14 protein-coding genes are annotated in these 18453 nt (G+C 56.7%); 12 read left to right on the top strand and 2 right to left on the bottom strand.

All coding sequences use genetic code 11. The features are described 5' to 3' along the window. On the top strand, nucleotides 1–239 hold a 239-nt coding region (locus GXP58_07655), incomplete at its 5' end, for a hypothetical protein (GenBank protein NOY53479.1). A gap of 33 nt (nucleotides 240–272) precedes the next feature. On the opposite strand, the gene GXP58_07650 is transcribed toward GXP58_07655, so the two are convergent. Further along, the gene (locus tag GXP58_07650) at nucleotides 273–902 is read right to left on the bottom strand and encodes a PEP-CTERM sorting domain-containing protein (GenBank protein NOY53478.1); all 630 of its coding nucleotides are present in this window, start codon (nucleotides 900–902) and stop codon (nucleotides 273–275) included. Nucleotides 903–1316: 414 nt separating this feature from the next. Between GXP58_07650 and GXP58_07645 the strand changes: the two genes are divergently transcribed. Genes GXP58_07645 through typA form a run of 3 tightly spaced genes read left to right on the top strand, consistent with a single transcriptional unit; the run spans nucleotide 1317 to nucleotide 5464 of the window. After that, entirely contained in the window at nucleotides 1317–2036 is a 720-nt protein-coding gene (locus GXP58_07645) for a glycerophosphodiester phosphodiesterase (protein NOY53477.1), read from the top strand. After that, entirely contained in the window at nucleotides 2037–3656 is a 1620-nt protein-coding gene (locus GXP58_07640; GenBank protein ID NOY53476.1) for a glycerol-3-phosphate dehydrogenase/oxidase, read from the top strand. Continuing rightward, nucleotides 3629–5464: a translational GTPase TypA gene (typA, locus tag GXP58_07635; GenBank protein ID NOY53475.1), complete on the top strand. Its 1836-nt coding sequence runs from the start codon at nucleotides 3629–3631 to the stop codon at nucleotides 5462–5464. Before GXP58_07640 ends, typA begins: the two co-directional genes overlap by 28 nt. Nucleotides 5465–5630: 166 nt before the next feature. Here the strand turns inward: typA and GXP58_07630 are convergent, their stop codons facing one another. Beyond that, a complete protein-coding gene (locus GXP58_07630; GenBank protein ID NOY53474.1) occupies nucleotides 5631–7493 on the bottom strand; it encodes an ATP-binding cassette domain-containing protein in 1863 nt (620 codons plus the stop codon). Nucleotides 7494–7561: 68 nt separating this feature from the next. Between GXP58_07630 and GXP58_07625 the strand changes: the two genes are divergently transcribed. The 8 genes from GXP58_07625 (at nucleotide 7562) to GXP58_07590 (ending at nucleotide 18439) form a co-directional block, all read left to right on the top strand. Then, entirely contained in the window at nucleotides 7562–9442 is a 1881-nt protein-coding gene (locus tag GXP58_07625; protein ID NOY53473.1) for a response regulator, read from the top strand. Between the two features lie 169 nt (nucleotides 9443–9611). Next, nucleotides 9612–11876 carry a GAF domain-containing protein gene (locus GXP58_07620; protein ID NOY53472.1) on the top strand — a complete coding sequence of 755 codons (2265 nt, stop codon included), beginning with the start codon at nucleotides 9612–9614 and terminating at the stop codon, nucleotides 11874–11876. Further along, complete coding sequence (locus GXP58_07615; GenBank protein NOY53471.1) at nucleotides 11863–13050, top strand: response regulator; 1188 nt, start codon at nucleotides 11863–11865, stop codon at nucleotides 13048–13050. Before GXP58_07620 ends, GXP58_07615 begins: the two co-directional genes overlap by 14 nt. A gap of 131 nt (nucleotides 13051–13181) precedes the next feature. Then, nucleotides 13182–13904, top strand: coding sequence for an OmpA family protein (locus GXP58_07610; protein NOY53470.1), 723 nt, complete (start codon nucleotides 13182–13184; stop codon nucleotides 13902–13904). 163 nt (nucleotides 13905–14067) lie between these two features. Further along, nucleotides 14068–15558 (top strand): HAMP domain-containing histidine kinase, encoded by a 1491-nt coding sequence (locus GXP58_07605; protein NOY53469.1) that lies wholly within the window; start codon nucleotides 14068–14070, stop codon nucleotides 15556–15558. Further along, nucleotides 15555–16127, top strand: a complete 573-nt coding sequence (locus GXP58_07600; GenBank protein ID NOY53468.1) for a hypothetical protein — start codon at nucleotides 15555–15557, stop codon at nucleotides 16125–16127. The genes GXP58_07605 and GXP58_07600 overlap by 4 nt, the downstream gene beginning before the upstream one ends. 184 nt (nucleotides 16128–16311) lie before the next feature. Beyond that, nucleotides 16312–17679 (top strand): sigma-54-dependent Fis family transcriptional regulator, encoded by a 1368-nt coding sequence (locus tag GXP58_07595; GenBank protein ID NOY53467.1) that lies wholly within the window; start codon nucleotides 16312–16314, stop codon nucleotides 17677–17679. Nucleotides 17680–17698: 19 nt separating this feature from the next. Continuing rightward, a complete protein-coding gene (locus GXP58_07590) occupies nucleotides 17699–18439 on the top strand; it encodes a methyltransferase (GenBank protein NOY53466.1) in 741 nt (246 codons plus the stop codon). Nucleotides 18440–18453 lie beyond the last annotated feature (14 nt).

Raw genomic sequence — 18453 nt, 5'->3', positions numbered from 1 at the left:
ATCCCTTGCCGGTCGGTACAACGGTACAGCTCAAGTTTTACCTGCCGAACCGGGATGCTCCGCTGAATAGCACGGGAGAGGTTGTCTGGGTGAAGGATCTCCCGGCCGCCGACGGCGCCGCTGAGGCGGAGGACAACCGGGCAGAAAAAGCGGGGATGGGAATTGAATTCCGGGGGCTGAACCGGGAGGGAAAAGAAGCAATCAACCGGCTGGTACGGGAGCTCAAAAAGGGGTCGTAACCCCTTCTGAGTTCCCATGGCATCCTTTTCCTTTTATCTCTTTCTTCGTATCGGCAAACCACAAAGTCCCGTTCCGATCAGAAGCATTGAGGCCGGTTCCGGCACGGTAGCCGTGTTGGGTGCACCCGGCGTTCCGTAATCACCGTCTCCATAGGTCATCCCGATCGTTTCGGCGCTCACCCAGTTGGTCCCGTCGTTGTCATCTCCCACTCCGGTGTAACAGATGGACGCCCCGTTGGTCACCGGAAAGCCGAGGCTGCTTCCGTAGGTGACGCTGTCGATGACCGTACTGTCCGGAGCGGTCAGGGTCAGGGTCTCGGAGGCTGTGTTGCTTAAAGTAAAATAAAACTGTTCATCGACGGTGACCCCGCCGTTGATCGATGAATCGGTTTTTCTGCCGAAGACTACAAACCCGTCCGTTGGGATCATCAGCGGGGATCCGATCGAGAGACTGTACGATCCGGCGGTTACAGTATAGCCGTCCAGATCGATTGCCGCGGCGCCGGAATTGTAGACCTCGAACCATTCCCCGTTCGAGTCGCTCACCCGGGCCGGATTGTACATGATCTCATTGATGATCAGTGAAGCCGATGCAGCGAGGGGCTGCAGAAGAAAAAAGGTACAAAGCAGACACAACCATACTCTTTTCAGAATGAACATCATTACACTCCTCCTTGTAAGTGAGGCGCTGCCCAAACCGCAGGCCTCCGGTTACCGGTGGAATTCATTCCTCTTTTTCAGCGTGGGTAGATGTCATGCACTTAGATGCGAGGAGTATCAAGCAGGCAGGAAAAATGGGCGAAACCGTTACCGCGGGGTATCCCCGTCAGGGTCAGCGCCCCAACGTCCCTCCGGCGGAATTTCGTGAACCGTGTCACCTCCTTCCGGACAATATTGGCTTCGCCTTTCGAGTATGTCCTATTAGTAACATAAATAGAGCAAAAGTCGCGAATTTTTTTTAATTTTTTTCTCTTTGCCCCTTTGTTCCTCTGTGCCTGGTACAGTGCGTTCCAGCCTTTCGTCTTGACCCCTCCTTCTCCATGGAGTACCTTGTCGTCGGAATCAGGAGGAACGGCCATGGAAGAAGGGATCTTCGGGAAAGACGAATTTGTAATCTTTGCGCACCGCGGGGCCGGGGGCCGTGAACCGGAGAATACGCTTCGGGCGATCACCAAGGCGCTTGACTTCGGCGCCCGGTGGGTTGAAGTTGATGTCCATGTCGTGGAAGGGGAACTCATTGTTATCCATGACGACCGGTTGGAGCGGACGACGAATGGTACGGGCCGGGTCATGGAGCGTTCCCTGTCCGATCTTCGTTCCCTTGATGCCGGAAAGGGGGAGAGGATCCCCCTTCTTCGTGAGGTTTTTGACTGTGTTGAAGGAAAGGCCGGGATAAACGTGGAGTTGAAGGGATCGGAGACGGCGGCGCCCCTGGCGGATTTCCTGAAAGAAGATCCCGGCAATCTTCCCTGGTTTCGGAATCATCTGCTTGTCTCCTCCATGGATCATGCGGCGTTACAACGATTCCATATTCTTGCGCCGTCGGTGGCCGTCGGGCTTCTCTTCCGCGGCCCGGTACGGGATCCGATCGGCTCCGCCTCGATCGTCGGTGCGGTCTCGCTCCACCTGCACCGGAATTTTGTGGATGCGGATCTGGTTGCGAGGGCCCATCGTCAGGGGCTCAAGGTTTTTGTCTTTACCGTGAACCGGACGGATGAAATGGAGCGTCTTCGATCCCTCGGAGCGGACGGGATCTTCACCGATTTTCCCGATTGTTTCCGCGAGGGGAGTGCGTAAATGGCGATGCCAGAAAGAGAGCTCTTCGGTATCCGCCGCGAAGAAGATCTCGACTTGCTGTTGCGGGAGCCCTCTTGCAACCTCCTGGTGATCGGCGGCGGCATTCATGGCGCCGCCTTTGCCCGTCTGGCCGCCCTGAACGGTTGGAAGACGATCCTCCTGGAGCGGGACGATTATGCTTCGGCTACCTCGAGCCGCTCCTCCAAGATGGCCCACGGAGGACTTCGGTACCTGGAGATGTTTGACTTTCAGCAGGTCTTTGAGGGGATCCGGGCCCGGGAAGGCCTATTCGTTTCGGCTCCCCACCTGGTCAAGCCCCGGGAGTTCATGATTCCCGTGCCGAAGGGGGAGCATCTCCTGCGTTGGAAGCTGGCCGTGGGTTTAAGGCTTTACGATCTTTTTGTCCGGAAGCAGGAACGTCGGCACCGATGGGTTCCGGCCCGGCAGCAGCGGATTCCTCTTTTTGAGAATCGCGTTCTCAAAGGCGCCTTTATCTATTACGACGGGCTGATGAATGATGCCCGGCTGGTCCTGGAGAACATCCTCTCCGCCCGTCGTCAGGGGGCGCTCTGTTTCAACTATGCCGAGGTCCGGCAGGTGAAGCAGACGGGAGGGGGTAAGGTCAGGGTGGAATGGGCCGACCGGATTTCCGGGAAATCGTACGAGACAGAAGCCGCCGTGGTGGTGAACTGTGCCGGCCCCTGGGTGGCGGAGGCCTGTGGAACGCTTTCCGCTCCGTTGTCCCGGAAAATCCGTTACAGTCAGGGGACCCATCTCCTCTTTCGCCGTCCCTGGAACGGTCCCGCCCTTTTCCTTCCCATGGAGGGAAAGGCCCGGTACTATTTTGTCTGGCCCCATTTTGCGGGGACCCTGGTGGGGACGACGGAGCGGGAAATTCAGGCCCCGGTTTCGCAGGATCCCTTCCCGATGAAAGACGAGATCGAGGAGGTCCTCCATCGTCTGGAGCGTGACCTGCCCGGGAGTGGTCTGAATCGGGAAAGACTTCACTATGTCTTTGCCGGCGTCCGGACCCTTCCGTTGCGGGGGAGCCGGAAGGGGACGGTGTGCCTTTCCAGGAAACACCTCTGGATTCGAAACGGTTCGATCCTGAGCCTGGTCGGCGGGAAGTTTACCACCGCCGCCTGGACCGTCTTCGAGGGGATCAAAAAGGCGGCTCCGATCGTCGGGGTTTCTTCTCCCCGGCCCTTCCGTGACCTGCCGTTGCCGGGGGCGGTCGGTTTGTCGGAAGCCGAGGCTTCCTTCCGGAAGGAAGGGGAGAGAAGAGGGATCTCTCCGTCCATCCTTGATCGGGCCGTTGCCCGTCTCGGATCACGGGCAGGAGATCTTTCCGGTCGGGAAGCGGCGATGGAGGTGATCGGCGGGACACTGCTGCGGGGAGAGATCGAATCGGCGATTCAGGAAGATCAGGCGGAACGGCTGGAGGACCTCATGTGGAGAAGGTTGGACCTGGAATATGCCGACGGGGCCGGACTTGATCTTCTGCCGGAGATCGCGAAGGCATTGGGTAAAGCAAAACCGGAACTCGATCCGGAGAAGGAAATCCAAAACTATCGTGACCGAATCGGTCGGTTATGGGAACTTATGGGGAAAGAATTATGAAACGGGAAGAGATCCGGAATATCGCCATTATTGCACATGTCGACCATGGAAAGACCACGCTCGTCGACGGGATGTTGAAGCAGTCGGGGACGTTTCGTGCAAACGAAGAGGTGAAAGAGCGTGTCATGGACAGTATCGACCTGGAACGGGAACGGGGAATTACCATCCTTGCGAAAAATACCGCCGTTCAATACGAAGGGGTCAAGATTAATATCGTCGACACCCCCGGTCATGCCGACTTCGGCGGCGAGGTGGAACGGACCCTGAAGATGGTCGACGGTGTGCTCCTCCTGGTCGATGCCTCGGAGGGGCCTTTGCCGCAGACCCGGTTTGTCTTGCAGAAGGCCCTGGAACTGAAACTCCCGCCGATTCTTGTGATCAACAAGATCGACCGTCCCGACGAACGGATCGGGGAGGTCCTGGATGAGGTCTATGACCTGTTCATCGATCTTGATGCCACGGAAGAGCAGCTCGACTTTCCCATCGTCTATACCAATGCCCGGCAGGGGGAGGCACGGCGGGAGATGGAGGAAAAGGCGGTTGATCTGAGACCGCTCTTCGAACTGATTCTTGAAACGATCCCCGCTCCCGAAGGAGATCCGGCGGCCCCCCTGCAACTGTTGATCACGAACCTCGACTACAGTGACTACGTGGGTCGTCTGGCCATCGGGCGAGTTATGTCCGGGACCGTCCGGGTCGGAGATACGGTGGCCATGGTCCATGCCGAAGGGGAGATCGTCAAAACCCGCGTCACGTCGATCTTTACCTTTGAAGGACTGAAACGGACGGAGGCGGAACAGGCATCCGTGGGTGAGATTGTCTCCCTCTCGGGGATCGAAGGAATCGGCATCGGGGACACCATCACCGATGCCGAGAACCCCTCCCCCCTCCCCGGGATCCATGTGGACGAGCCGACGCTGTCCATGGTCTTTGCCGTGAACACCTCTCCCTTTGCCGGGCGGGAAGGGACCTATGTGACCTCCCGTCATCTGCGGGAACGGCTGGAAAAGGAGCTGCTCTACAACGTTTCGATCCGGGTCGATTTTTCACAGCCGGACGCCTTCAAAGTGATGGGCCGGGGAGAATTGCAACTGGCGATCCTGATTGAGATGATGCGGAGGGAGGGATACGAACTCTCCGTTTCCATGCCGGAGATCATCACCCGGGAGGTGGACGGGGTACTCCATGAGCCGATGGAACTTCTTATCGTCGACGTCCCCGAGGAGTTTGTCGGAGCGGTGACACAGCAGGTGGGGGTCAAGAAAGGGAAAATGCTGAAGATGCAGAATAACGGTCACGGCCGTGTGCGGCTGGAATTCCGGATCCCGTCACGGGGACTGATCGGGTTCCGCTCCCAGTTCATGACGGAGACCCGGGGAACGGGACTTGTGAATCACCTCTTTGACGGATACGAGCCGTGGCACGGGGCAATGACCAAGCGGAACACGGGGACGCTCGTTGCGGACCGGGCCGGGAAAGCGACCCCCTATGCCCTCTTTCATCTTCAGCCGCGGGGGACTCTCTTCATCCGGGAACGAACCGAGGTCTACGAAGGGATGATCGTCGGGGAACATTCCCGGGAAAATGATCTCGATGTGAATGTGACGCGGGAGAAGAAGCTGACCAATATCCGGGCCGCCGCCGCCGATGAGGCGTTGCAGCTCGTCCCGCCGAAGACCCTGAGCCTGGAGGAGTGTCTCGAATTTATCGGAGAGGATGAACTGTTAGAGGTGACACCCGGCGCCATGCGGCTGCGGAAGAAGATTCTTTCGGGGCAGAAGAGGGCGAAAAGATCCGCCCGGGGCTGACGGCTTCGCAAAAAGTCCGTCTGCTGCGTTTATCGGATTTTGCGTTCGCTGCGGCGTACGAAAAGTACGCCTCACTCCTCAAAATCTTCGCGCCTTGCATCCGGAGCTTTTTGCTTTGCCGTATGGGATCTATAGAAGGAAGGCTGACGGTTTTGCAAAAAGTTTGTTAGTTTGGTTCAACCTCTTTGAGGCGCCTGTCGAACTCTTTCAGTTTTTCCTCCCGCTCCTCCGTCAGGGCCTCCCACTCCTTAAAGAGGGCGGTGAGCTTCTCCTGCGCCTCGCGAAGACGCTGACTCTCTTCAGCGATCACTGTACCGTCTCCCTGCTCCGAGGCGACAAGGAGGGCCTGGGAGCTTTCCTTTTCTTCAGACTCGCAATGGGCGATTTGCGCCTCCACTTTCTCGATCCGGTTGTTCAATGTGCCGAGGGTCTTTGATTTCTCTGCGATAATCCCGGCCCGCATCCGCCGCATTTCTTTGCGGCTCAGGGGATTCTCCTCCTTTTCCTTCTTCTCTTTTTCAGAAGGTTCCACCCGTTCTTCCTTCCAGCCGACCCGTTCGAGGAAGTCCTGGTAGGTCCCTTCAAAGAGGGTGGTTCGGTCGGCGTCGAAGATGATGAGCCGGGTGGCCAGGGCATGGAGAATCATTTCGCTGTGCGTGACGAAAATGACCGCTCCCGGGAAGGTGTCGACGGCGGCCAGAAGGGATTCCGTCGATTCCATGTCGAGATGGTTTGTCGGTTCGTCGAGAAGGAGAAGATTCGCCGGCCGGACGAGGAGCCTCCCTAAAAGGACCCGGCTTTTCTCCCCGCCGGAGAGGACGCCGATCTTCTTGAGGGCAAGGTCTCCTCCGAACATCATGGCGCCGCAGATGTTCCGGGCCCGTTTCCGGTCCACGGCCGGGTGGGACAGGAGGATTTCTTCCTCCACCGTGCGGTCGGGCGAGAGACGGTCGACGTTGGTCTGGCCGAAGTAAGAAATTCTCACATTCCGATGGCGGATCATCTTTCCTGCGGTTGGTGAAAGTTCCCCTGCCAGGAGATTCAGGAAAGTTGTCTTCCCCTGTCCGTTCCTCCCGATGACGCCGATCCGGTCGCGCGGGCCGACCCAGAACGTCAGGTCCTTGATGAGGGGAGGGCCGTCCGGAGGGAAGGAGAAAGCGAGGTCCGTCACTTCCATCGGCCATTTTCCGGAAAAGGGTGCGAAGGGAAAAGTAAAGTTCAGGTTTTCGATTTTTTGAAGCCCTGCTTTTTGCCCTTCCCGTTCCAGGGACTTGATTCTGGACTGCACCGCCCGGGCCTTGCTTGCCTTTGCCCGGAAGCGCCGGATAAACAGCTCCAGTTCCGTCCGTTTCTTCTCGTCGTTTCGGCGGGTCTGCTCGTAGACCTCTTCTTCCTGGAGAATTTGCTCGTATAGCTTGTGCGTACTCCCTCGAATCTTCCGGACCCGTCCCCGATGGATTCCCAGGGTATGGGTCGTGATCCGGTCCATGAACTCCCGGTCGTGGGTGATGAGGATCAGCTCGTTCTTCCAGTTCAGGAGGAAGCGGGTGAGCCAGCGCATGGAAACAATATCGAGATAATTCGTCGGTTCGTCGAGAAGCAGAAGGTTCGGCTCCGACACGAGAACTTTCGCGAGGTTGAGGCGGACCTGATACCCGCCGGACAATTCCGAAGGGCGGCGCCGGAAATCTTCAGAAGAAAAACCGAGACCGGTCAGAATGGCTTCGACCCGGTAGGTTTCATCCTGTCCCTCTTCGGAGGCCTGAAGTCCCCGGCATCCTTCCGCCAAAACGGTCTTTTCGCGAAAAAGGATCTTCTGGGAAAGATGCCCCAAGGTGTACCCTTTCGGAATCCGGATCGTCCCTTCGTCGGGGTGTTCTTTTCCCAGAAGCAGCCGAAAGAGGGTGGTCTTGCCGTGTCCGTTTCTTCCGACCAGACCGATCCGTTCCCCGGGTTCCACGGTAAAGGAAACCTCTTCAAAAAGGGGCCGGCCGCCGTACTCTTTTTTTAAACCCTGAACCTGGATCATCTGCTTGAATTTCCATCAAAAAATGTTAAGCTGAAACCGTTCCGAATTTCCCCCTGTCAGGAGGTTTGATGACCGATCCGGTATTGCTGCTTGCGGTTTCCTTCCAGTATCTTGCGGCCTTTCTGGCTTTCCGGTTGATCCGGGTTTCCGGGAGTCGCAGGTCCTGGGGCTTTATTTCCCTGGCCATTCTTCTGATGGCCCTCCGTCACACGGTTTCCTACTTTTTCCTGCTCATCGGTGGACGGCCCCCGATGGATTTGCGAACGGAGTGGGTGACCCTGTTGAGTGCCCTTTGTATGGTATTCGGTGTGGCTCTCATCGGCCCTCTGTTCCGCTCCATGGAGTGTTCCCGGGAAAAGCTGAAAGCGTCGGAGCGAAGATACAGGAATATCTTCAATTTGGCAACCGTCTCCATTTGGGAGGAAGATTTCCATGAAGTGCTGGAGGGGCTGGATCGGTTGAAGGCAGAGGGGGTGACGGATTTTCGTGCCTGGTTCCGGGGACATCCGGAGCGGGTCCGGGAAGCGGTTGAGAAGACGAAGGTTCTTGATGTCAACCCTGCAACCCTTGCCCTTTACGGTGCCGAGAACAAGGCAGAGCTACTCGGTTCCCCTCAAAAGGTCTTTACGCCTGAATCATTTTCCGTTTTTGAAGAGATCCTCATTGCCTTGGCCGAAGGGCGCAAGGCCTTTTCCGCGGACGCTGTTATGCAGACCCTTCAGGGGGAAAGACGGGAGGTTTATCTCTCCCTGTCGGTTCCGCCGGAGGTATCGCAGGATGGCAAACTCCTTATCACCATCATGGATATCACGGAACGGAAGCGGATGGAGGAGGAGCAGCAGCGAATCGGGAAACTGGAGTCCCTGGGGGTCCTGGCCGGGGGGATTGCTCATGACTTTAACAACCTCCTTACGGCGATCCTGGGAAACATAAATATCCTCAAAAAAGAGAGCCAACCGGGAACGTTGATTTTTGAACGGGCGGAAAAAGCGGAGAAAGCATCCCTGCAGGCCAAGGGATTAACCCGGCAACTGCTGACTTTTGCCCGCGGCAGCAAACCGGCGAAGCGAACGGCCTCTCTTAAACAGGTTATCCGTGACGCCGTAGAATTCGCCCTGACCGGCACGAATGTAAAGGCGGAATTCTCCGTTGCCGGGGATCTGTGGTTTGCCGATGTTGATGTGGATCAGATCGGACAGGTCATGAATAATCTGGCTCTCAATGCGGTGCAGGCCATGCCGGAGGGGGGCTGTATCCGTGTCGGTGCCTCCAATGTCACGGAAGCTCCTGGAGATCTTGCGCCGGGCCGTTATATACAAATCATTGTGACGGACGAGGGGCTTGGGATTGCCGGAAAGGATCTTCACCGGATTTTCGATCCGTATTTTAGTACCCGCGAGCAGGGGAGCGGTCTCGGACTGGCCTCCGTTTACTCAATTATTCACCGGCACGGCGGTTGTGTTACAGTCGATTCCGTTGAGGGAGAAGGTGCGACGTTTAAAGTGTACCTCCCCGCGTCATCGAAACATGCCCGTACCGTCCGGGACCGGAAGGAGCGGGAGTGGACCGGCCGGGGGCGTATCCTCGTGATGGATGATGAAGCCTTCGTACTGGATGTCGCCGGAAACATGCTGTCGAAGATGGGGTTTGAAGTCGTCTATGCGAAAGACGGTGGGGAGGCGGTTGCTCTTTTCCGGAAGGGGCTTCAGGAGGGACGGCCTTTTGCCGCGGTGATCATGGACCTGACGATCCCCGGCGGAATGGGGGGCAGGGAGACTCAGGATTGTCTTCGGCGGATTGATCCGGGGGTGAAGACGATCGTGTCGAGCGGTTATTCCGATGATCCCATTCTGTCTCAATATCAAGACTATGGCTTTCAGGGGATTCTGCTGAAACCCTACCGGTTGGCGGAGATGAGCGAGGTCCTCCGGAGTGTCCTGGGGCGTTGAGGAAGGGTCTCGCACCCGATCTTGCCTGTCTTTTGCTTCGGGATTCGGATCTTGCTTGTAATCCTGCCTTTGATTGTTTACAATCTTGCACCGAAGAGTTAGCGGTCTGTAAACTACTAATGAGATTGTTGGTGCTTCCTGCCGCAAAGGTTCATTGGAATGAGGAGCAATGGAATCCTGCCGAGAGTCATACCGCTTCGACGAATCCATGGTCAAAAGCGAGTTCAGTTGCCGTGCCCTGAACAGCATCCTGGTTTACATGGATGGGGTTTACGGTCGGAAGGCGCTGGAGGAACTGATCCGCAAAACAGGGCTCTCGCTTGATTATCTTCAGGACCACCACAACTGGGTCTCGTGGTCTTACTACTGTAACCTTCTGAAGAACCTTGTCGAGGTGACCGGGGACCCGAGGTCTCCTTATATTGCCGGAACCCGGTCCTGGGACAAGAAGTCCTGGGGGTTTTTCTATTACATTACCTATGCCCTGGGCAATGTCCGGATGGTCCTGCGGAAGGTCGCTGAGCTGGTTCCCCATTTCAACAAGGGGGCGGAGTGGGAGATCCTTGAGCTTCAGAAGAACCGGGCGACCATCCGTATCCGGATGAGGGAGGGCTACCCGATCGATCGGGTTTGCTGTGAAAGCCGGATGGGGCAGTTGGCCGGGATCCCCAGGGCCTTCGGCATGCCGTTGGGGAAGGTCAGGGAGAGCCGCTGTCAGGCCCGCGGGGATGAAGCCTGCCGGGTGGAACTTTCCTGGCTGAACCGTCCCCGGCGTTTTTACGGGTTCCTCGGTCTGATGGCCGCCATCGGGATTCTTTTTGTAAATGACCGAATGAACATTATCCGCCCCGGTCTTCCGGGGCCGTTTCTTCTTCTCTTTTCTTCCTATCTTGTCGGTCGTGTCTTTGATTTTCGGGGAGTCCTCCACCATTACAAAGAGCAGACCGAGGCGCTGGAGGAGTCGGTCAAGGTAATTGAGGCCAAGTATCTGAATCTCCAGAAGGCCAATGACGGGGTCCGCACCCTGCACGAAATCAGCCAGGCCGTTACAGGGACTCTCCATATGGAGGACCTTCTGGATATTCTCCTGAAGATGGTGGTAGAACGGCTCGGGTTTGACCGGTCTGTAGTTTTTCTGACCGATTCGGCAGGGGCCTTCCTGCAGAAGGGCAGGAGCTACGGGGATGCCGCACTGACGGAGGCCGTCCGGAATCTCTCCGTTCCCGTTCATTTCAACTCATCCCTCGCGGAAGAGGTCCTCCGCAGGCAGCAGGCCACGATCGTGACCGCCGAATTTCTGGCGGGAGAACAGGCTTCGGATCTGGGGCGGAAGATCTCCGAGCTGACCGGGACCCGTGAATATGTTGTCGCTCCTCTCGTGAGCAAGGGGTCGCTTTTGGGGGTGATCGCTGCCGACAAGGTCCGATCGGGCAGTCTGATCACGCAACATGATTTGAGCCTGATGGAGAGTTTGGCGAACACCGTGGCTGTGGCCATTGAGAACGCCCGGACCCTGGCAACGATTGAGGAGATGAATCTTGATCTGGAAAAAAAGGTGGAAGAACGGACGCAAAAGCTCAAAGAGTCCCTCCGGGAACTCCGGGAGGCCCAGGCACAGTTAATTCATACCGAGAAGATGTCTTCCCTCGGGGTTCTCTTTACCGGCCTTGCCCACGAGATCAACAACCCGGTCAATTTCGCCTATAACGGAACGGCCGCCCTTGAGAAGAAGCTCCGTAAAATTCACGCACTCTCCCGGGGGTGTGCTTCCGCGGAGGGGAGTCCCGGGGAGAAGGAAGAGAGAGCCGCGAGATTGCTCGAGGCGATTGTTGACTCGGAGCGGATCATGAAGATCATTTCCCGTGGTCTTCAGCGGACCCACCGTCTGATCTCTCATCTGAAACAGTTTGCCTGCAGACGTCCGGAGGAACTGGAGCCGATTCTGCCGGAATCTCCCCTCCGTTCGGCGCTCACCATTTTGCATCATGAGATGGCCGGACGAATCGCTGTTCGCACGGAAAACCGTTTCCGGAACCGGATCATGGGACATCCGGATCAGTTGAACCAGCTCTTCCTGAATCTGCTGCACAATGCTGTTCAGGCGATCCGGGGCTCCGGCAATATCCGGATTACCATCGAAAAAGCACCGAAAGGGGAGGATGCCGTCTCGGTCTGCATTCGGGATGACGGCGCCGGAATCCGGCCGGAGGATCTTCCGAGGGTCTTTGAGCCTTTCTATACGACCAAAAAAAGCGGAGAGGGAACAGGGCTGGGGCTGGGGATTTGCCGGCGAATTGTTGAGAATCACGGCGGGCGCATTGCTCTTGCGAGTGAGGTCGGGAATGGAACGGAAGTGACGGTCATCCTGCCCGTTGGGGGTTGCCCGGCGAAAGCGGAAGGAGCTTCGGAAGGAGGAGTTCTTGGAACGGATTGATTATAAAAAATACCCCATCCTCTTTGTCGATGACGAAGAGGAGAACCTCGAAATCTTTGCCATCAATTTTCAGGATGACTTTACCATCTATACCGCCAAAAGTGGGTACGAGGGTCTTGATCTGCTGGAAAAGGAGTTTATTGCGCTCGTCATTTCCGACCAGAGAATGCCCGGCATGACGGGAATGGAGTTTTTTCAGGAAGTCCACAGCCGTCATCCCGAGATGGTCCTCCTCCTTGTGACCGCCTATTCGGATCTCGATGTTCTGGCGGACGGGATCCATGCAGGGGTACTCTATACCTATCTGCTGAAACCATGGGAGATCCAGGACCTTCAGATGGTCCTGACCCGCGGGATTGAGCACTTTCATCTGGTCTCCGAACGGGACCGGCTCCACCGGGAACAGATCGAGACCCTGAAAAAGATGGCCCGGGCCAACAAGCTTTCCGCCCTGGGGACCCTGGCCGCGGGGATCGCTCATGAGATCCGGAACCCCCTCGTCTCGATTCAGACCTTTTTAGAGATGGTCCCTCAGAAAATCAGTGAGCTTCCTCTCTCCGGTCCGGAGACGGTCGATCGGGAATTCTGGGAGCGTTTTCGCAATCTCAGCTTGGAGGAGATCCTCCGGATCCGGAGGCTGATTTCTGAATTAGTGAACCTGGCCGCTCCCACAATGTCGGTTTTCTCCGAGGCCCCTCTTGGTGAAGTGGTCCGGTCGATGATCGATCTCACCCGGAAAGAGTCGGAAAAGCGAAGAGTAACGGTGAAGATCAGAGAAGATCCGGGACTTCCCCCGGTCCGAATCGACATCCAGAAGATCAAGCAGGTTCTCCTCAATCTTTTGCTCAATGCCCTCCAATCCATACCGGAAGGGGGAAGGATCGAGATTGCTACCCGTGCCCATGCGGTCGGTGAAGGCAAGCAGGGGGTGCAGTTGCGGGTGTGTGACAATGGTATCGGAATTCCTGAGGAGAACCTTGATCGACTTTTCGACCCCTTTTTTACGACGCGGGAACCGGGTGAAGGGGTGGGGTTGGGGTTGACGATCTGTCACCAGGTGATGAAGGAGCATGGAGGAGACGTGGAGATTCTCAGCCGGGAGGGAGAGGGAACGGAGGTGATTCTCACCTTTCCCCCTGTGGAAGAAAGGACCGTAAAAGGATCGAATGATTGAATATAATGGCCGACCGATCGTCCATCCCTACGATGGGAAAGGTTCTTGCTTGACGTCCTTTTTGACGGGGGGTACACTCCGGTTATTAGTCTTGTCGGCTTTGGACGTGAAATATAAGGAGGAGAGAGGCCATGAAAAATCGAAAAAAAATTATCGTGTCGGTAATGCTCATTGTTTTCGGCACATCCCTCGTCGGCTGTGCCCAGTGGCAGGCGTCCTCACGGACTACCAAGGGTAGCCTCATCGGTGCTGCGGCGGGCGCTGCGGCGGGAATTCTTGCCAAGCAGAATGATCCATCTCAGCGGGCCAAGGCGGCTTTGCTCGGGGCGGCCATCGGCGCCACGACAGGCGGTCTGGTAGGCAACTACATGGACAAGCAGGCCCGTGAACTACAGTCGATCCGGGATGCCCAGGTGCGGCAGGAGCAGGATAAGGTTTTTCTCACCTTTGACAGCGGCATCCTCTTTGATGTAAACTCGACACAGGTCAAGCCGGGGGCGATGCAGAATATGGCCAAGGTGGCCAATGTGATGAACCGTTATCCCCAGACGAATATCACCGTTTCGGGCTATACCGATTCAACGGGGTCGGAGCAGTATAATCAGAAACTCTCCGAAGCGAGAGCCCGTGCCGTGGCCAATTATCTCCAGTCCCGGGGGGTCAGCTCTTACCGGATCCATACCATAGGCTACGGGGAGTCGATGCCGGTCGCCGGGAACAGCACCGCCGCCGGCCGTCAGGCCAACCGGCGGGTGGAGATTGAGATCAAGGCGAATCAGGCCCTCTATCAGCAGCAGCAACAGACCCCGGCGAGTGGCTATCCCCCCCGGGGGGGTGGATATCCCGCCTATTAGGGCATATATCCCATACAGAAGGGGCTGATGGGCGCATAAACCCACTCAGCCCTTTTTTTGTCTGTGCGACCATCTATTTTTATGCTTACCTGAAAAAGTTGACATCCCCGCCAAAACATCCTATAAGACGGTATTGAAAGTTGATGGATGAAACGGAATTTTCATGCGGCTTACCCTGACCCGAAAGGTCTTCCTCGGCTATTTTCTGATGATCGGTCTCGTCCTCCTGGAGGGAGGCTACGCCGTCTTCGAGCTGAACCGTCTGAATCTTCTCTCCCGCTCCATGGTCGAAGGAGAGGTGGTCGATCTTAATCTCGAAAAGAAGCTCATCGACCTCTTTCTTTCCGAGGTCGGCAACGAAAAAAAATACCTCGTGGTCCATGACTCCGACTTTCTCAACCTGGCCCGTTCCAAGGGGCGGGAGTTCGACGCGACCCTCCTGAAACTTCGCGCTTCGTCTCCGGAGGGGGAACGTCGCCGGGAATTAGAGGCGCTTCAGGCACTCCACGAAAGGCACCGGAAAGGGTTTCTGACGGCGGTGGAGGAGGTGGCAAGGGGGAATCTCCCCGGATGGATGGGATTGAATAAATCGGACGTCCAGACCTTTACGGAACGGATCGAGACCATGATCTGGAAGCAGGAAGTCGCCATGGCACGGAAGATGAACCAGGCCCGGGCCTTCAGTTTTCGTGCCTACAAGATCACCATCGGAATCGTTGTCTCCATGGTCGCTATCGGATTTCTTACGGCCTGGCTTTTGACCCGGAGCATCCGCGTCCCCATCCGGCGGTTGACCGAGGGGACCCGGATCATTGCCCGGGGGGAGTTCAACCGGCCGATCGAGGTGACCTCCCGGGACGAGTTGGGCGATCTGGCCCGGGCCTTCAATACCATGACGGGGAAATTGGGGAAGTTGGAAGAGATGAAACGGGAAATCATTTCCAATGTTTCACATGAATTCCGGACTCCCCTGACATCGATCAAGGAGGCGACACAACTCCTCCAGGACCGGGTTGCCGGTCCGCTGAACGGAAAACAACAGAAGCTCCTTGGAATCATCCAGGAGGGAACGGCGAAACTTGTACGCCTGATCAACAATCTGCTGGATCTTTCCCGTATCCGTGCCGGGATGATGCAGTACCATTTCGAAAAATGTGACCTGCTGCCGATTCTCCAGCGGGGGATGACGAACATCCGCTTTCTTGCGGATCTGAAGCGGATTGTCCTTGAGCTGGAAGCCCCGTCCTCCCTCCCTCCGTTGATGCTGGACAATGAAAAGGTGGAAGAAGTCGTGAACAACCTTCTCGGCAATGCCGTAAAGTTTACCCCCGAAGGAGGCTCGATCCGGATTGAAGTCGGTATGGTCTCCGGAAATGAGGTGGGGAAGAACGGTCGGATCCGTGTCTGTGTTGAGGACAACGGAACGGGGATCGAGGCCGGGGAGCTCTCCCGGATCTTTGATCGTTTCCGTCAGGTCGATCCAATCATGGGCCATGACCCGCAACGGAAGGGGACCGGACTGGGTCTTTCCATCTGCCAATATTATATTGCGGAACATGGCGGGAGGATCTGGGCGGAAAGCGAAATCGGGAAGGGGAGCCGCTTCTTTTTTGAGCTGCCTCTGAAGGCCGGGAAGGAAACTGTGCCGGCATGACCCTTTTGAAAAAAGAAAAAAAAGGGGTTCTTTTGCTCCTTGCGGTGCTGGTCCTCTTTGGAATCGGCTGCGTTCCTTTCCGGCGGTTCCGGACCTGTATACAAAACCTCTCTCTCAAAGAAGGGGAGAAGGAGAAGAAGGCGGTTATCAGAGTAACCGATGGGTTCTTTCTGCAGCCGGATCAGCTCTTCTCCGAGGGGCGTTATCGTCGGGCACTCCGGAGTCTCCGGCAAATTTACAGGGAGGCGGTCGACCGCTCCGTGAAGGAAGAGGCACTTTTCCGGATGGTCCTGATTCTCTCCTATGGGGACAACCCGAACCGGGATTACGAGGAGGCGGAGAAGAGAGTGAGGGAATTTTTGCATGATTATCCCGATAGCCGCCGGACCCTGACCATGCGTTCTGTTTTGCAGCTCCTTCAGGAGGTCCGGCGGGGAGAGGCGGAGATCGAAACCATCAAGGGATACAATTCCATCCAGGAAAAGCAGATCCATCGTCTGAAGGAGGACCTCCGCCGGATCAAGGAGATTGATCTGCAGTTGGAGGAACAGAAGAAGAAGCTGGAATAACAACCAACAGCACAGCTTACCCCCCTTTTGCTGCATGGCTGCGTTGCTGCGGTGCTCAAATCCTCAACGTATTTCATATACGTTTCCGGTTTTGCGCTCCTCGCGCCTTGCCCTGCAGCAAAATTGTGGCAACCTGAGCTGTTGGAAAGACAATATATGTAATCATTGAGAGATGGAGGAACCCATGAATCAGGTGAAAATCCTGATCGTCGATGACGATCCCAACATTTTAGAGGTTCTGGCCATGCGGCTGGAGTCGCAGGGGTTTGAACCGACGAAAGCCGTAAGCGGAGATGAGGCCCTGGCCCTGCTGGAGGCGGCCCGGTTCGACCTGATTCTCACCGACCTCCGTATGGCCGGGATGGACGGGATCGACCTGACGGAAGAGGTGCGTCGGCGGAATGCCGAGGTCCCGGTGATCCTGCTGACGGCCCACGGGAGTATTCCCAATGCCGTCGAGGCGATGCAGAAGGGGGCTTTCAGTTACCTGACCAAGCCCTTCGATGACCGGGAACTCCTCATTCATATCGAACGGGCACTGGAAAAAAGCCGGATGCAGAAACAGATTCATAATCTCGAATCGCTCGTTGAGGACCGGTTCAGCTTCAAGCAGATCATCGGTCGAAGCCGCCCGATGAAAGAAATCTTCAAGCAGGTCGAACTGGTGGCGGGATCCGACTCCACGGTTCTCCTCACGGGGGAAAGCGGAACCGGGAAGGAACTCTTTGCCCGGGCCATCCATGCCCACAGCCACAAGGCGGACGGTCCCTTTCTAACCGTTAATTGCGGGGCGATTCCGGAGAACCTCCTGGAGAATGAGCTCTTCGGCCATGAAAAGGGGGCCTATACCGGTGCCGATTCCGCAAAGGAGGGGTATTTCGCCCGGGCCGATGGAGGGACCCTCTTCCTGGATGAGATCGGAGAGACGCCCCCGGCCATTCAGGTCAAACTCCTCCGGGTTCTACAGGAGAAGGCCTTTACCCCCATCGGATCGGACCGGATGGTTACCGTCGATCTCCGTCTTGTTGCCGCCACGAACCGGGATCTGGAACAGGCCGTCGCCGAGGGGACCTTCCGGGAGGATCTCTACTACCGGATCCACGTCATCCCGATCCACATCCCTCCGCTCCGGGAACGGAAGGAGGATATCCCTTTTCTGGTCGATCATTTCATACGGACATGTTCGACGCGTCTGAAAAAACCGATCGAAGGAATTGATCCCGTGGCGGTGCAACAGCTTCTTCAGCAGAACTGGCCCGGAAATGTCCGGGAACTGGAGAACCGGATCGAGCAGGCCGTGGTGATGGCCCGGGGAATTCTGCTGACGCCGCAGGACTTCTTCTTTCTTCACAAAGAGGATGCCCAAACAAGTTTTCTTTCCTTCCGGCAGGCCAAGGATGTCTTTGAAAAAGAATATGTCACCCATGTTCTGAAGGTCACGGGGGGGCATGTGACCAACGCCGCGAAGATGGCCGGGAAGCAGCGGGCCGATTTCTACAATCTCATGAAGAAACATCAAATCCGTCGGGAAGATTTTTGCGAGCAATCCTGAAGGAAGACAAGGAAGGAAGATGGATGAGACCCTCGATACCCTCTCCGCCGGCGGGCTCCGTATTCTGCAGCCCCGCAACGGGTATCGTTACTCCCTGGATGCCCTGATTCTTCCCTTCTTCATGGCGCCGAAAGAAGGGGGCTCCATCGTGGAACTCGGCGCCGGCTGCGGTGTTGTCTCCATGCTGCTTGCCCGGCGATGTCCATCCTGCCGGATCATCTCCGTCGAGATCCAGGAACGGCTCCACCACCTCCATGAAAAGAATCTTGCTCTCAATGAGCTGGGCGGTTTTGTGCAGTTGATCCATGGGGATATCCGCCGGATCGATGAGTTCCTCCCGCCGGATTCAGCGGAAGAGGTTTGCTCCAATCCTCCCTTCCGAAAAGTCCGTGCCGGCAGGATCAGCCCCGACCGGGAGAAGGCGATCGCCCGCCACGAAGTGGCGCTGACCCTGGAAGAGCTGGTCCGTGCGGCGGTCTATCTTCTGAAGAAACAGGGACGCTTCTCCCTGATCTATCTCCCGGAACGGCTTGCCGACCTTGTGCAGACCCTCCGTCGTAACGGCCTCGAACCGAAGCGGATGCGAATGGTTCAATCCTTTCCGAAGACCCCGCCGGTCCTGTTGCTGATGGAGGCCGTGAAGGGTGGACGGCCCGGCATGACCCATGAGGCGCCCCTGGTGATCTACCGGGATGAGGAAAAGAACTATTCCGATGAGATGGAAGCGATCTACGGGTTCGGCAGCGAAAATGTGGAGTAAAATCAATAATCAAA

The organism is Deltaproteobacteria bacterium (genome assembly GCA_013151235.1).
Lineage (GTDB): Bacteria > CG2-30-53-67 > CG2-30-53-67 > CG2-30-53-67 > CG2-30-53-67 > JAADIO01.
Note: the sequence above shows the minus strand (reverse complement) of the source record. Positions and strands in the feature narration are given on the sequence as shown.